The organism is Arthrobacter oryzae (genome assembly GCF_030812315.1).
In the GTDB taxonomy this organism is placed as follows: domain Bacteria; phylum Actinomycetota; class Actinomycetes; order Actinomycetales; family Micrococcaceae; genus Arthrobacter; species Arthrobacter oryzae_B.
Genome location: NZ_JAUSSM010000006.1, coordinates 197,606 through 212,028, shown reverse-complemented (window position 1 = coordinate 212,028; position 14,423 = coordinate 197,606). Strand labels below are relative to the sequence as shown.

Here is a 14,423-nt window from a genome sequence, read left to right as displayed (position 1 = left end):
CGTCAGCCCTTCCCGAGCGCCTTGGCCACCTGGGCCGCTATTTCTGCCGGCGGCCCCGCCGATGCCGGCTGCCAGTGGTCCAGCAGGGAATACGCAATGATTCGTTCCTGCGAGCCAAACCGCGGGTTGCAACTGGTCATGGTGAGATAGGCTTCCGTCGGCCGGGCTGCGGGCTGGGTGGGTACCGGCAGCAGCACATCGGTGGCTGACGGGAGCACAATCTGGTTGTTCCGGAAGACGTAGACATAGAATCCGTCCTTGGTCTGGACATAGATCTTGTCGCCCGGAACCAGGGTGTGGATGTTGTCCAGTACGGCCCCGTGCGTCTGGCGGTGACCTGCCACCGCGAAGTTGCCTGTCGCCCCGGGCATCGCCGTATTGCTGTAGTGGCCAAGGCCGAGCGTATCCAGGACATCCATGGAGGTTCCCTGGACGATGGGCCGGGTGTAGTCAGGACCAAACCGGGGGATGTACATGATGCCGATGGTTCCGCCGTGTCCGGGCGCCTTGGCAACCTTCGGCGGGCCGTAGTCGGCAGGCGCGGGGGGAGTTTCACCAGGCGGGGCAGGAGCCACCGGACCCCCGGAACCGCCCAGTTCCTGGGCGAAATTCCTGATGGTCTCACTCTGCTTGGCATCGGACTCAACGTTGGTCCACCACAGCTGCCATGCAACGAACAGGAGCAGGACCACCCCCACTGTGATGAGCAGCTCGCCAGCGATTTTAATGAGCTTCCGGAGAACTCCGACGCCGCGTGCCGGCACGGCGGAGGCCGTCCCCTTATCCAGCAACACCACGTGATCTCCTCAATTGGCAGCGCGGGCGGGCGCCGGCGTGTTCTGAACTACAGCTAGAATTGGCTGCTAGTAAGAATTCAGACCTGACCAAAGGCGCCAACACCGCCGGCATCTTCCTTCTTGCAGGATACCAAGCCGGAGGCTCCGCCCTTGATTCAGCCCGACGAGGAGGACCCGTGCCCGAGTCAAAGCCACGAAAGAAGACCGCCGGCGCGGAAAAGCCGGCTTCTGCATCGCAGGCCTACAAGCCCAACGCGGTGTGGTTCAAGCCCGTCATGTTCGGCCTGATGATCATTGGGCTGCTGTGGATCATCACCTTCTATATCAGTGAAGGCGCCCTCCCCGTCAGGGCCTGGGAATCCTGGAACATCGTGGCCGGGTTCGGCATCGCCATCGCCGGGTTCCTGATGACCACGCGCTGGCGCTCCTAGCCACACCCATCCCGGGCTGACAGCCCCTTCAGCGACACCCCTTCATGCAAAAAGTCGGACCGGCATTTAGTGCCGGTCCGACTTTTTTATCGCTGGAGACTAAAGCCCAGGATTGACCACGTGGATGGCGAGGTCTGAACCGGCGTCGGACATTACGGAAATCTCCACACCGTGACCCGCAACCTTGACGCTTCCAAAGGGATTCTCCGCGCTGTAGTAGGCCAGCGGATCAATGTCTTTGAAGACTCCGATCGGCGGGCTACTCACTGCGCAGGCGTCCAGCGAGGATATGGCCGGATTGCGTTTGGTGCCCGACTGCACTTCCTTCGCGATACACAGCGTGTCCGTGGCTTCGAGCCCGAACGTCGCGTCGAACGGCTGCCGGCTGTTGCCGGGCATTGTTCCATCGGACCACTTCAGGGGTGCGGGGCGGGCATCGACCGGCAGCGCCGAGCCTGCACCGGGGTGGGCCGAAACATTGTTGTCAGCATAGGAATCGTCGATGTACCAGACCAGCATGCCGTTTTGGTATCTAAAGAAATCGACCCAGTTCGGCGCGGTGATGCCCTTGGTGAAGACGTATGGACCCTCCGCAAGCGTGGCGTCAAAGCCCACATACTCACGGTTTTCCACGAGGTAGTACTGCTCAGTGGTACGGGTGACCGAGCCGGTGCTTAGTTGCCACTGGCCGTCGGCAAGCCACTGACCCTGGCCCTGCTCGGCGTCGTCGCTGAGGATGACGGTCTTTCCGGCCGAAATCTTCACATCGTCAATGAAGGCACCGGGGTTGTGGACGCCTCCGTCGGTCTGGTACCTGAAGCGGAAGTGCGACGCGAGGCCGGCGGCGTCATAGGAGTAGCGAACCTGTCCCCATCCTGCTGCTCCGCTGAGCGCGCGCCCTGCGGACTGCCAGGTCTTGCCCCCATCAGTGGAGTATTCACCGTAGAGGAAGTCGTAGTCGGCCTCGATGTCATACCAGGCGTTCGCCGTGACCGTCACCCGAGACTGCGCCGGGACGGCATGGGTCAGGGATTCATTGAGGTTGTCCTGGCTGCCTGTCCACCATGCCTTGGTTCCCGAGGCCGGGGCGGTGTAGTCCGTGCTGGTTGTCTTGTCCGGAAGGTTGACCCGGACGGCCTGGTCCTTGCCCTCAGCCTGGAGTTGGGCGGGATTCAGGACGAAGTCTCCGCTAGAGCCTGCCTGCACGGTGCTGTGGTCCAGCCAGCCGAGGAAGAGCTTCTCCTCGGGTCCCATCAGGCCCGGGGTGGTGCCGATCCCTTCGTTGGCCGCCGAACCGTGTCCCAGCCAGGACCCCGAGCTCATGAGCGTCCAGAACGCGGTGCTGTTGGTCGCGGCTCCCGAGGTGTCATAGAAGTCGGGCAAGCCAAGGTCATGGCCGAACTCATGGGCAAATACACCGACTCCGCCGTTTTCGGGTTCCGTGGTGTAGTCGCCCAGCCAGTATTTGGAAGACCCGAGCCTGGTACCGCCGGAAAGGTTCCCTTCGGGGCCGGCGGAGCCGAACTGGTTGCCGAAGGCATACCAGCGGTGGGACCAGATCGCGTCCTCGCCCTGGGCGCCGCCGCCGGCTTCCTCGCCCTCGCCGGCGTGCACTGCCTGGAAGTGGTCGATGTAGCCGTCGGATTCGTCGAAGTTGCCGTCGTTGTCGAAGTCATAGCGGTCCCACACATCGAACTGTGCGAGGTACGCGTCGATTTCCGCCGGCGTTTTGCCCGCGGCAACCTGGGAATTCCACCAAGCGTTGCCTGAATCCCTGATGAAGGCCCATGAGCCGCCGGTGTCCTCGGTGGCGTTGTCGCCATAGAAGGATCCGTTGTTCGGCACCTTGACCCAGTCCGTTACCGTGTTGGTCACGGAATAATTGCCGTTTGAAACTGCCTCGTAGTAGCCCTTCATTGATTCGCCGTTGCCATTAAAGAGTTCTTCGTAGTGGGCCGCGCTGAAATCACTGGTCCACAGCGTGGTGTTGTCCACGGAGCGGTCCGGTTCGGCGATCGCATTGTGCAGCGGGCCCGGCGCGGTTCCGAACCGGCCTGCGCCTTGGTCGCCAAATTCGGCCAGGATGGTGAAGATCTTGTCCTGTTTCGCGGTTTCGATTTCGGCGAACTTGTCCTCCGCCAATTGGACTACGCCGTCGTCGTTGGCTTTCGCCTGGCCCTTGGCCACCTTCTCAATAGCCGCCTTGCGTTTTTCAACGAGTTCCTTCGTCCGCGGTCCGGGACGGTTGTCCTGCCGGATTGCCGATGCCGGCGCCGTTGTCGCGTCGTCAACAGGTGGTGCGGCTACGGCCGGGGCCTGGATGCTGAGCATCCCGAGAACGACCCCCGCGACGCCAGCCACGGCAATTTTGGTTTTCCTCACACGTACCTCCCAGTATTTTGTGATCAGAGCCACAGCATAATGTGAGAGTGAGCCTTCGGCTATCAACTTCGCCATGGCGGAGGCATGTCAGGTCCCCGGCGCTGAATATGCTGTAGGCAGCACCACCGCACAGGAAAGCTAAGGAACCCAGATGACTCCGGATGAACGCGGCACCATTGTCGGCAGCGACGGCCTTGCCCGTCCGCCGTGGGCCGCGACGGACCCCCTGCTGCAGGAGTACTACGACACCGAATGGGGCATGCCTGTCCGCGACGAACAGGGTCTGTACGAACGCATCAGCCTCGAGGCATTCCAAGCCGGCCTGTCCTGGGCCACAATCCTGCGGAAGCGGCCCGCCTTCCGCTTGGCCTTCCACAACTTCGAGCCCGATATCGTCGCCGCCTTCACCGAAGAGGATGTCGAACGGCTGATGCTCGACGCCGGCATTGTCCGGAACAGGCTCAAGATCAGGGCCGCCATCACCAACGCCCAGGCCACCATTGCCCTGCGGAATGAAGGCGGTCTGGTGGACTTCGTCTGGAGCTTCCAACCGGCGGTCACGCCAGTTCCTCTGATTCACGCGGAGATTCCCACTACATCACCGGAATCCGCAGCCCTTTCCAAGGCATTGCGCAGCAAAGGCTTCGCGTTCGTCGGTCCCACCACGATGTACGCGCTCATGGAGGCGATCGGCATGATCGACACCCATCTTGTGGACAGCCACCGCCGGGGCTCGTCGGGCGTATGGTCCGTCCGGGACTGAAGTTATCCCACCCCTGTGGGGAAAGTTATCCACACTGTTGATAAGCCTGAGGGCGCCGGCCGGCTCTTCTGCAGGCCGTGGCCCGCCATGGAGACGCATGTGAAGTGAACCACATCGTCGTAAGTTATTAACACTGTGGATTCTCTGTGGATAACCCGCAGGCCCGGCTTGATACCGGAAATCCGGCTGGGCATGGACTGACGGTGCTGTCCTCGGCCACGCCGGCTTCACCGCGGGTTGCGAATGTTTGGTGTTGCGCACATATCCACTTAAGAACAGCACTATCCCCAGAAGTTATCCACAGGTGGGGATAACCTGGGGGTTAAAATCACTGTCGAACGACGGATCAGGCTTCATGCCGGTGAATTCCGGCGTACCGCTTCGGTGCCCGCAGTTATTAACAGTGTGCATAACCTGTTGAATGAGTCGGTCCTTTTCCGGTTCTTTCCTCTGCAGCGGTAGTTTCCACCCGGGTGCGTGCGGCCGACGCAGCAGTCCTCCCCAGCGTGTCAGTGGCCGGGTTGCTGTAAGCCCCCCGCGTTCCGTCGGCTTATCTGGTGGTCGGGCACCCAACCGCGAAGGCCAAGTTGTCCACTTAACCACAGCCCCTAGGAACATCTTTATCCACAGATGTGGACAAAAAGCAGCCCCCCTTGTCGATAATCGCCAGCTGACAAGGCCAGTGCGGGGGAGGAACGTTGAACTACAAGCGTGTAAGTTACCAACAATGTGGATAACCCTTGTGGATAACTTCCGGAACGACGATGGGCTGAAGACCGGCGTGTGGGCAGGGCAGTCGGCGGGAGGTGCGGGGAAGGCCAGGGTGGGGTAGACAAGGCGCACGAAAGGGTGGCGGCGGCGCGCTCCAGGGTCGCGGTGCCAGGGTAGCGGTGCCAGGGCTCGACCGTGCCCCGTGAGGGAGCGCGGTCCAGCGCGTGGGACTGGTGGGTGGGCAGCAGGCCGGCTCCGTGCAGGCGCGCGGGTAGCGCGTGCGGGCTAGCAGGCAGCTGGCCGGGCCCGTGGAGGCGCGTGAAGGGTTGCATGCGTGCGGCAGCGGAGTAATACGGCGCAGCTATCCCCAGTCAGGGAGCATTGCAGCCGCCTTCCGGCGAAAGCGGAAAGCTTTAGACTCCGGCCATTCTCAACCAGGTGGCGCCAATGAGCAGGCCGAGGACAAGCAGCAGGCCGGCCGACTGCCAAAGCCACTGCCGCGGACCGCGGGGGGCATAAGCAATCACGGCGGCGCAGGCGGCACCGGTAACCAGGCCGCCAAGGTGGGCCTGCCAGGCGATCTGGGGAACGATGAAGCCGATGGCGCCGTTGATGGCGATCAGCACCCAGAGCTGCTTGGTATCGCCGCCGCGGTGTCGTTGGACCACCAGCATGGCGCCGAACAGTCCGAAGATGGCGCCGGAGGCGCCCACAACTCCGGAAGGCGGGAGGACCGGGGTGAGGAAGAGGAATCCTACCGAACCGCCGATGGCTGAGATGAGGTACAGGGCCAGGAAGCGGAGCCTGCCGAGGAGCGGTTCCAGCGCCTGGCCGAACATCCACAACATGTACATGTTGAGGGCGATGTGGAGGATGAATCCCTGCGAATGCAGGAAGGCGGAGGTCAGCATCCGCCAGGGTTCGAAATAACCGAACTCGGGAGTGGCATACACGGAGGCGAAGGCGAGATTTTCCTCGACCGCCCGCCCGGGGATCAGCCACTGGAGCACGTAAAGTAGCGCGCAGGCGGCGATGATACCGAACGTCACCAGGGGCCTGCCGGCAACGGCGGTGCCGCCGTAAACGGTCCTGGCCGTCGGCGTCGTACGTTTTGTTTCGTTGACGCAGTCAATGCATTGGAATCCGACGGCGGCCGCCCGCTGGCATTCCGGACATGCCGGGCGCCCGCAGCGCTGGCACCGGACATACGAAGGCCTATCCGGGTGCCGGGGGCACACCGGAATCTGTGCGGACGGCTCGGCCGCCGGAATTCCGTAACTCATGGAGGGTTAGAGCTGCTCGACGTCGATGCTGTTGATGACAACGTCCTCGACCGGGCGGTCACCCATGCCGGTGCGGACACCTTCGATAGCGTCAACGACCTTCTTGGACTCTTCATCAGCAACTTCACCGAAGATGCTGTGCTTGCCCTGCAGCCAGTCGGTGGGGATGGTGGTGATGAAGAACTGCGAGCCGTTCGTACCCTTGCCCATCTGGATGCCAGCGTTGGCCATGGCCAGCTTGTACGGCTGGTTGAACGTCAGTTCCGGGTGGATCTCGTCGTCGAACTTGTAGCCCGGTCCGCCCACACCGCGGCCCAGCGGATCGCCGGCCTGGATCATGAAGTCCTTGATGATGCGGTGGAAGATGGTCCCGTCGTAGAGGGGGGTTCCGGTCTTGTCCTCACCGGTTTCCGGGTGGGTCCAGGCCTGCTCGCCCGTGGCCAGGCCGACGAAGTTCTTGACCGTCTTGGGCGCGTGGTTGCCGAAGAGGTTGACGACGATGTCGCCGAGGCTGGTGTGGATGGTTGCTTTTGCAGTTGCGATGGCAGTCATAGGCCCATTGTTCCACGTCGGGCTATCGCGCTGCAGGCCTGCCGGGCAGTTCCGCGCTAGGTGAAATCAGCCCGAAATGCACGTGAAGAATAGCCGGTGCGTACCAATCCACGTAGGCTAACAACAGAACCGTCACATTAATCGGGAGGTAGTTGTGAAGAAATCGGATCGTATTGCCCGTGACCTGGAGCAGTCAGTCAGCAGCGCGGTAGAGAACGCCAAGGATTGGGCAGCCCCCCGCGTTGAAGCAGCCGTGGACTGGGCGGTTCCCCGCCTGCAGCATGGCATCGACACCGCTTCCCCGAAGATTCAGGAAGGGCTCAAATCGGCAGCCCACAACCTGGCCGACGGCGTTGCCACCGTGACGCCGCGCATCCAGGACGGGCTGGCCAACCTCGCGCCCAAGATCCATGAAGTTGTGGATAACGCCACTCCGCGCCTCCACGAGGCCCTGGACAAGGCCACTCCGGTGATCTCCCAGGCCCGGGACCGCGTTGTGGTCGAATACCTTCCCAGGCTGTCGGACCAGATCGGCTATGCGTCGGAGGCAGTGCACCGCACCCTCGAAAGCGCACCGGCCCATGTGGACGCGGTCGCCCAGAAGCTTGCTGATTCCGGGGTCGTGCATTCCATCCAGGACCAGGCCCAGGCCGCGAGTCACCAGCTCAAGGCAGCTGCAGCCGAAGCCACCCGCGTAGTCACCGGGGAAGTGGCCAAGCCGCAGAAGCCCAAGCACCGCGGACTCCTGATCTTCGGCGTGATCGCTGCCGCGGTTGCCGCCGGTGTCGCCGCTTGGAAAGCCTCCAAGCCCGTGGAGGATCCTTGGAAGACGCCGGCTCCGGTAACGCCTGCGCCCGTCCCCGCCACAACCGTCAATGACGTCGCGGCGACCTCCGACAGCGACGCCAGCGCTACGCCTACCGCAGGCGAGAAGGCTGTCGACGTGGCGGACGCTGCTGCTGACTCTTCCGACGACGCCGCCGAGAAGGCAGCTGATGCAGTTGAGGACGCCAAGGACGAGGCAGCCAGGGTTGCCACGGACGCCAGGACTGCGGTGAAGAACATCGCTTCCAGCATGAACAACGGTGCTGCGAAGGCAACCGAAAAGTAGTCCTGCCGTCGTCGTACGGCACCACAGCCGAGGGGTCCCGCAGTGCGGGGCCCCTCTGTTGTTTCCCCGACCTTCACCCGGCGTCCCGGGCCGCGACACGCAAGGGTGCTAAATTTGTGGTGATGTCACCCGATAGATCCGCCGAGGATGCCTCGCACGACGCTGCGCTAATGCCGGGCGTATCCATCGTCATACCGGCATATAATGAAGAAAGCGTCATCCGGCAGTGCCTCATCGCGGCTGTTTACCAGTCCGTGCCTGCTGCGGAGATCATCGTTGTGGACAACATGTCCAAGGACCGCACGGCGGAAATCGTGCGCCAAATGCAGCTGGAATATCCCGAGAGCCCCATCATCCTGCTCAGCCAGGACCGGGACCAGGGCCTCATTCCGACTCGTAACTTCGGCCTCAACCACGCCACAGGCGATGTGCTGGGCCGGATCGACGCGGACTCCGTGGTGGAACCGGACTGGGTGGAACAGGTCCAGAAAGCCTTCCTTGACCCAACCGTCCAGGCTGCTACCGGCCCCGTGGTGTACTACGACATGCCGATGCGCCGCTTCGGGCTCAAAGCCGATGACAAAATGCGGCAACTGATGCTCAAACTGGCCAAGCACCAATACCATTTCCTCTTCGGGTCCAACATGGCGCTCCGCCGCACAGCCTGGGAAACGATCCGCGACGAGACCTGCCGGGATGAGAAGGACGAGATGCACGAGGACATCGACCTCTCGCTGCATCTGGCCGACCACGACCTCAGGGTGCAGTACTGGCCGCAGATGGTCTCCGGAATGTCCGCCCGCAGGCTCGAGGATTCTCCCCGCGACTACCGGTACTACGTGACCAGGTTCGACCGGACGTACAAGGCCCACAACGTCAAGAAGATGGCCCTCAAGGCGCCCATGGTGGTGTTCTTTTCCGTCTATTTCCCGGCTAAGCTCCTGCGCGCCATCCACACGGTGAACTCCACCCAGCCCGCGCGCCGTGGCGGCCAGTAGCCTCCAGCCGCGCCGTCAGCCGAAGCCGGATGTCCGCACCACGGGCCGGGCGTTAGTCCGTTCCCAGCTCCGCCAGGCGGCTTGTGCCGCGGCGGGCGGTCCTCCTGCGCCGCTGTCCGGCTACGACGACGGCAAGCCCAACCAGAATCAGCCCCAGCCCGGCATACGTGCCTGCCGGGAGGGTCTCGCCTAGGAACACGGCGGCCAGCAGCGCGGCGCCGGGAATCTCCAGCAGGATGATCATGGAGACCAGCAGCGGGCTCATGGTGGCCAGCAGGTGGTTGAAGGCTGTGTGCCCCACCAGTTGGGCACACACGGTGATGGCCAGGATCCCCACCCAGCCCGCGGCGTCGAAGCCCACCAGCGGCTGGTTGGAGAACAGTGCCAGAAGCGCCACCACGGCAGCGCACATTCCGTAGCAGAGCGTTGTATAGGTGCCGGTGCCCATGGTTTCGCGCGCCTTGCCGCCTGCCAGTGTGTAGAGGCCAGCCAGGGCGCCTCCCGCCACCGCCAGCAGGTCGCCCAGCAGGGCTTCCGGTGACGTACCCATATCGAAGCCTGTGATGGCGACTACGCCCCCAAACGCCATTCCCAAGCCCACCAGGACTTGCCAGCGGTGGCGCACTCCCCGGAACAGCTGGAAAACTGCGATCCAGCCTGACTGGAGACAGACCAGCGCCGTAGCCGCTGCCACGGAAGTGAGCTGGAGGGAGGTGATGAAGCAGGCGAAGTGCAGTGCCAGTGCGACGGCGGCAAGGACCACCCAGCGGAACTCGCGGGGCGTCACCTTGCCGAATTGCCGGGGGTTGGTCACCAGGACCGGTGAGGCCATGACAGCGGCTCCGATGGCGTTTCGCCAGAAGGCGATGGCCAGGGCACTGACAGTGGTGGCGCCCAGCGTGGCGGCAATGAGGGGCCCCGAGGAGGCCACACCGAGCACGCCCAAAGCGGCGAGGAAGAAGTTCACTGTTCCAACAGTAGTGCTGGCCCAGAACAGGCGGCGTGCCGTTGACTGTGGAATACCGCAGTGCCAGTCTTAAGGCCCGGTCTCACTGTCATCCAAGAAGGAGACCATCATGTCGTCGATAGTCCGCATGAGCCTGGACGAACCCGAAGAAACCCGGCCCGTCGAAGATGGAATGGGACAGGTGGAGCTCGTCAACATCAACGCTGGAGCGGTGGGACGGGCCACGTTTCTGCCAGGCTGGCAGTGGTCCAAGCACGTCAAGCCAATCGCGAAAACGGAAAGCTGTATGGCGAGCCATATGGGGTACACGATTTCGGGTCGCTTGAAGGTGGTCATGGACGACGGCGAAGAGATGGAATACGGCCCCGGCGACTTCGGAATCATTCCGCCCGGACACGACGCCTGGGTGCTGGGCGATGAGCCCTATGTGGTCATCGACTGGCAGGGCATGGACGACTACGCCAAGCACAAGGATTGAGGGCAAAGCAAAAGGCCCCGGAATGCGTTTCCGCATTCCGGGGCCTTCCTTATGGTGGAGGCACGGGGACTCGAACCCCGAACCCCCTGCTTGCAAAGCAGGTGCGCTACCAATTGCGCCATGCCCCCATAAGAAGCAACCCGTCAATCATACCCTAGTTCCGGAGCGCGTCTTACCAGCGTCCAGACCGGGGATCCGGCTATTCGACCGTGTCAGTCGAATCGCTCCAGACCGTTTTCCGGGCTTCGGATTCCTGCACCTTCTTGACGAGCAAGGCGCCTGCGATAGCAACTGCAACAAACAGCAACTTCTTCACATGCACCCCGTTCCGGTTCGGTGTTACCCGAACCATTTCCAAAACCTGTGCAGGTTCCGTGGGCGTACCAGGACTTGAACCTGGGACCTCTTCGTTATCAGCGAAGCGCTCTAACCGCCTGAGCTATACGCCCCGATGCCTCATCGGGCCGAGACATGACTTTACAGCACATCCCGGCCCGATCTCAAATCGAGGCATTTCGCCGGTGGAATTCCGGCGAAAATCCACGGACTAGTCGTCCGTCAGGGTCACGCCGATGCCACCTACGAGGGTGGCGGAGATGTTGTACAGCACGGCTGAAAGCATCGACAGGGCCGTCAGCAGCACAACGTTCACGACGGCGATAATGACCGCAAAGGAGGCCACCTGGCCGAGGGAAGCGACCTTCTTCAGTTCGAAACCACCGCCTTCGGAACCGGCCAGCGTTCCGAGCAGGCTGTCCACCTGGTCAAAGATGCCGGTCAGGTCCAGGACCGTCCAGAGGACGATCGCCGCAACAACCGTGACGATGCCGAGCGCAACGGACAGCAGGAAGGCCATCTTCAGCACGGACCAGGGGTCCACCTTGCTGACGAGCAGCCGGGCGCGACGGACCTTAGCCTTCGGAGCCGGTTTCACCAGCCCTGGAGTGCCTTGGGCGCCGGCCTGGGCCGGACGCTGGCCAGGAACGGTTGGACGCTGCCCCTGGGGCGCCTGGGCGGGGCGCTGCCCCTGCGCAGGGCGCTGGCCGGGGACCACCGGACGCTGCGCCGGAGCGCCGGGCGTCGAGGGCCGCTGCTGGGGACGTACGGGGGCGTTCACGCGCGGAGCGGACGCCGGCTGCCTGATCCCGCCGGGAGTGTTGCTGTTCGGCTTGGGATATGAGTCGGAATTACTCACTCGTTACCTCCGGTATTTTCTTCGTCCAGCTCAGCGTCGTCCGATGACTCTTCGGACTCCGCGGCCGGTGCTGAATCTGCCTCTGCGGACCCGTCATGGGATCCGACACCTTCAGCCAACGTTACGTCATCCCCGGCCGCAGCCGGGCTTTCGTCCGGGTTTTCCGGGTCAGTGGCTTCGGCCTCGTCACCTTCCAGGCCGCGTTCGCTGTTGCGCGCCACCTCGATGATGCGGTCGTTCTTGTCCGGCTTGGCGAAGATGACGCCCATGGTGTCGCGGCCCTTGGCAGGTACGCCGGCCACCGAGGACCGGACCACCTTGCCGCCTTCCATGACCACCAGGACTTCATCCTCTTCCTGGACAATCAGGGCACCTACGAGGTGGCCCCGTTCTTCCTGGTATTTGCCGACCTTGATTCCGAGGCCGCCGCGGCCTTGGAGGCGGTATTCCTCCACTGCGGTGCGCTTGGCGTAGCCGCCTTCGGTGACGATGAAGACGAAGGAACCGTCCTTGACGACGTCCGCCGCCAGCAGTTCGTCGTCTTCACGGAACTTCATACCCGTCACACCGGAGGTAGCGCGACCCATGGGGCGCAGCGCATCGTCCGTGGCCGTGAAGCGGATGGACTGTCCCATGCGGGAAACCAGCATGAGGTCATCGGTTTCGGACACAAGCTGGGCGGACACGAGTTCGTCGCCGTCGCGCAGGTTGATCGCGATGACACCCGCGGAGCGGTTCGTGTCGTAGTCCTCCAGGCGGGTCTTCTTGACCAGGCCCCGCTTGGTGGCCAGCACCAGATAGGGCGCGTGCTGGTAGTCGCGGAGGTCCAGCACCTGGGCGATGTGCTCGTCCGGCTGGAACGCCAGGAGGTTGGCTACGTGCTGGCCCTTGGCGTCACGCCCCGCTTCCACGAGCTCGTAGGCCTTGGCGCGGTAGACGCGTCCCAGATTGGTGAAGAACAGCAGCCAGTGGTGCGTTGTGGTGACGAAGAAGTGTTCCACGACGTCGTCGCCACGCAGCTGGGCGCCCTTGATGCCCTTGCCGCCGCGCTGCTGCGAACGGTAGTTGTCACTGCGAGTCCGCTTGACGTAGCCTCCGCGGGTGATGGTGACCACCATTTCCTCTTCAGGAATGAGGTCTTCCATCGACATGTCACCGTCGAAGCCCATCAGGATCTTCGTGCGGCGGTCATCCCCGTGCTTGGCGACGATCTCGGCAAGTTCGGTACTGATGATCTGGCGCTGGCGCTCTTCCGAGGCCAAGATCGAGTTGTACTCGGCGATCAGGGCTTCCAGTTCGGAGTGGCGGTCCTGGATCTTCTGGCGTTCCAAGGCGGCAAGCCGGCGAAGCTGCATGTCCAGGATGGCGCGGGCCTGCAGTTCATCGATGTCCAGCAGCTGCATCAGGCCGTCGCGGGCCGCCTCGGTGGTGTTGGACGCGCGGATGAGGGCGATGACCTCATCCAGCATGTCCAGAGCTTTGAGGAGAGCACGCAGGATGTGTGCTTCCTCTTCTGCTTTACGCAGGCGGTAGCGGGTCCGGCGCGCGATGACGTCCATCTGGTGGGTGACCCAGTGCCGGATGAACGCATCCAGGCTGAGGGTCCTCGGGACGCCGTCAACGATGGCCAGCATGTTGGCCGCGAAGTTGTCCTGCAGCTGGGTGTGCTTGTAGAGGTTGTTCAGCACCACCTTGGCCACGGCGTCGCGCTTGAGCACGATCACCAGGCGCTGGCCGGTGCGGCCGGAGGTCTCATCCCGGAGGTCGGCGATGCCCGAGATCTTCCCGTCCTTGACGAGTTCCGCGATCTTGATGGCGAGGTTGTCCGGGTTGGCCTGGTAGGGCAGTTCGGTGACCACCAGGCAGGTGCGTCCCTGGAGCTCTTCAACGTTGACCACGGCACGCATGGTGATCGAGCCGCGCCCGGTGCGGTAGGCGTCCTCGATGCCTTTGTGCCCAAGGATCGTGGCGCCGGTCGGGAAGTCCGGACCCTTAATGCGGAGCAGCAGTTCCTCCAGCAGTTCCTCACGGCTGGCAGTCGGGTTGGCCAGGTACCACTGCACGCCGTCGGCAACCTCGCGGAGGTTGTGCGGCGGAATGTTTGTGGCCATGCCGACGGCGATGCCCGAGGAGCCGTTGACCAGCAGGTTGGGAAAACGCGCCGGCAGGATGGTGGGTTCCTGGTTCTTGCCGTCGTAGTTGTCCTGGAAGTCGACGGTTTCCTCGTCGATGTCGCGGACCATTTCCATGGCGAGCGGGGCCATCTTGGTTTCGGTGTAACGGGGGGCTGCTGCTCCGTCGTTGCCCGGCGAACCGAAGTTGCCCTGCCCGAGCGCGAGGGGGTAGCGCATGGTCCAGTCCTGGATCAGGCGCACCAGGGCGTCGTAGATGGCCGTGTCGCCGTGCGGGTGGTACTGGCCCATGACTTCGCCCACCACGCGGGCACACTTGTTGAAGGAGCGGTCCGGGCGGTAGCCGCCGTCGAACATCGCGTAGAGAACCCGGCGATGGACGGGTTTGAGGCCGTCACGAACGTCCGGCAGGGCGCGGCCGACAATGACGGCCATGGCGTAGTCCAGGTACGAGCGCTGCATTTCCGTCTGCAGGTCCACCTGCTCCACGCGGTCGACCAGCACGTCGCCCTCCAGGACGGGCTCGGCGGGACCGGCTGATGCGGCCGGAACCTCGGGTGTTTCGTCACTCATAATCTATGTTTTCCGTTTCAGGTATATGTCGGATCAAGAATATTCGGGGC

13 protein-coding genes and 2 tRNA genes are annotated in these 14,423 nt (G+C 63.2%); 5 read left to right on the top strand and 10 right to left on the bottom strand.

Translation table 11 applies throughout. The features are described 5' to 3' along the window. Positions 1-2: 2 nt before the first annotated feature. A complete protein-coding gene (locus J2S97_RS13870; RefSeq protein WP_307050375.1) occupies positions 3-797 on the bottom strand; it encodes a class E sortase in 795 nt (264 codons plus the stop codon). 176 nt (positions 798-973) lie between these two features. Between J2S97_RS13870 and J2S97_RS13865 the strand changes: the two genes are divergently transcribed. Further along, a complete protein-coding gene (locus J2S97_RS13865; RefSeq protein ID WP_307050373.1) occupies positions 974-1,228 on the top strand; it encodes a cell division protein CrgA in 255 nt (84 codons plus the stop codon). A 99-nt stretch (positions 1,229-1,327) separates the two neighbouring features. Here J2S97_RS13865 and J2S97_RS13860 read toward each other — a convergent pair whose 3' ends face one another. After that, positions 1,328-3,610 carry an immune inhibitor A domain-containing protein gene (locus tag J2S97_RS13860; protein ID WP_307050371.1) on the bottom strand — a complete coding sequence of 761 codons (2,283 nt, stop codon included), beginning with the start codon at positions 3,608-3,610 and terminating at the stop codon, positions 1,328-1,330. Between the two features lie 151 nt (positions 3,611-3,761). On the opposite strand from J2S97_RS13860, the gene J2S97_RS13855 reads away from it, so the two are divergent. Next, positions 3,762-4,373 (top strand): DNA-3-methyladenine glycosylase I, encoded by a 612-nt coding sequence (locus J2S97_RS13855; RefSeq protein ID WP_307050369.1) that lies wholly within the window; start codon positions 3,762-3,764, stop codon positions 4,371-4,373. A gap of 1,124 nt (positions 4,374-5,497) precedes the next feature. On the opposite strand, the gene J2S97_RS13850 is transcribed toward J2S97_RS13855, so the two are convergent. Together J2S97_RS13850 and J2S97_RS13845 are read right to left on the bottom strand one after the other, a co-directional pair. Next, positions 5,498-6,367: a rhomboid family intramembrane serine protease gene (locus J2S97_RS13850; RefSeq protein WP_307050367.1), complete on the bottom strand. Its 870-nt coding sequence runs from the start codon at positions 6,365-6,367 to the stop codon at positions 5,498-5,500. 6 nt (positions 6,368-6,373) lie between these two features. Further along, a complete protein-coding gene (locus tag J2S97_RS13845) occupies positions 6,374-6,919 on the bottom strand; it encodes a peptidylprolyl isomerase (RefSeq protein ID WP_307050364.1) in 546 nt (181 codons plus the stop codon). A 154-nt stretch (positions 6,920-7,073) separates the two neighbouring features. Here J2S97_RS13845 and J2S97_RS13840 point away from each other — a divergent pair, with 154 nt between their 5' ends. Both J2S97_RS13840 and J2S97_RS13835 read left to right on the top strand, forming a co-directional pair. Then, on the top strand, positions 7,074-8,030 hold the full coding sequence (locus J2S97_RS13840) for a hypothetical protein (RefSeq protein WP_307050362.1): 957 nt from the start codon (positions 7,074-7,076) through the stop codon (positions 8,028-8,030). Between the two features lie 122 nt (positions 8,031-8,152). Then, positions 8,153-9,028, top strand: a complete 876-nt coding sequence (locus J2S97_RS13835; protein ID WP_307050360.1) for a glycosyltransferase — start codon at positions 8,153-8,155, stop codon at positions 9,026-9,028. 52 nt (positions 9,029-9,080) lie between these two features. On the opposite strand, the gene J2S97_RS13830 is transcribed toward J2S97_RS13835, so the two are convergent. Then, the gene (locus J2S97_RS13830) at positions 9,081-9,995 is read right to left on the bottom strand and encodes a DMT family transporter (RefSeq protein ID WP_307050358.1); all 915 of its coding nucleotides are present in this window, start codon (positions 9,993-9,995) and stop codon (positions 9,081-9,083) included. A gap of 109 nt (positions 9,996-10,104) precedes the next feature. Here J2S97_RS13830 and J2S97_RS13825 point away from each other — a divergent pair, with 109 nt between their 5' ends. Next, positions 10,105-10,473: a cupin domain-containing protein gene (locus J2S97_RS13825; RefSeq protein ID WP_307050356.1), complete on the top strand. Its 369-nt coding sequence runs from the start codon at positions 10,105-10,107 to the stop codon at positions 10,471-10,473. A gap of 52 nt (positions 10,474-10,525) precedes the next feature. Here J2S97_RS13825 and J2S97_RS13820 read toward each other — a convergent pair. The 5 genes from J2S97_RS13820 to gyrA all read right to left on the bottom strand — a co-directional run bounded on the left by J2S97_RS13820 (position 10,526) and on the right by gyrA (position 14,373). Beyond that, positions 10,526-10,601 (bottom strand) — tRNA-Ala (locus tag J2S97_RS13820). 71 nt (positions 10,602-10,672) lie between these two features. After that, positions 10,673-10,825 carry a DLW-39 family protein gene (locus tag J2S97_RS13815; RefSeq protein ID WP_307050354.1) on the bottom strand — a complete coding sequence of 51 codons (153 nt, stop codon included), beginning with the start codon at positions 10,823-10,825 and terminating at the stop codon, positions 10,673-10,675. 23 nt (positions 10,826-10,848) lie between these two features. Next, positions 10,849-10,922: transfer RNA gene (locus tag J2S97_RS13810), tRNA-Ile, on the bottom strand. 98 nt (positions 10,923-11,020) lie between these two features. Then, entirely contained in the window at positions 11,021-11,668 is a 648-nt protein-coding gene (locus J2S97_RS13805; protein WP_307050352.1) for a DUF3566 domain-containing protein, read from the bottom strand. Further along, entirely contained in the window at positions 11,665-14,373 is a 2,709-nt protein-coding gene (gyrA, locus tag J2S97_RS13800) for a DNA gyrase subunit A (RefSeq protein ID WP_307050350.1), read from the bottom strand. Before gyrA ends, J2S97_RS13805 begins: the two co-directional genes overlap by 4 nt. Positions 14,374-14,423: the final 50 nt, after the last annotated feature.

What these genes read in the sequence shown, in the direction of transcription:
- J2S97_RS13815 (WP_307050354.1), bottom strand. Translation starts at nt 10,825, where the DNA reads ATGGTTCGGGTAACACCGAACCGGAACGGGGTGCATGTGAAGAAGTTG.
- J2S97_RS13835 (WP_307050360.1), top strand. Translation starts at nt 8,153, where the DNA reads ATGTCACCCGATAGATCCGCCGAGGATGCCTCGCACGACGCTGCGCTA.
- J2S97_RS13850 (WP_307050367.1), bottom strand. Translation starts at nt 6,367, where the DNA reads ATGAGTTACGGAATTCCGGCGGCCGAGCCGTCCGCACAGATTCCGGTG.
- J2S97_RS13855 (WP_307050369.1), top strand. Translation starts at nt 3,762, where the DNA reads ATGACTCCGGATGAACGCGGCACCATTGTCGGCAGCGACGGCCTTGCC.
- J2S97_RS13825 (WP_307050356.1), top strand. Translation starts at nt 10,105, where the DNA reads ATGTCGTCGATAGTCCGCATGAGCCTGGACGAACCCGAAGAAACCCGG.
- gyrA (WP_307050350.1), bottom strand. Translation starts at nt 14,373, where the DNA reads ATGAGTGACGAAACACCCGAGGTTCCGGCCGCATCAGCCGGTCCCGCC.
- J2S97_RS13845 (WP_307050364.1), bottom strand. Translation starts at nt 6,919, where the DNA reads ATGACTGCCATCGCAACTGCAAAAGCAACCATCCACACCAGCCTCGGC.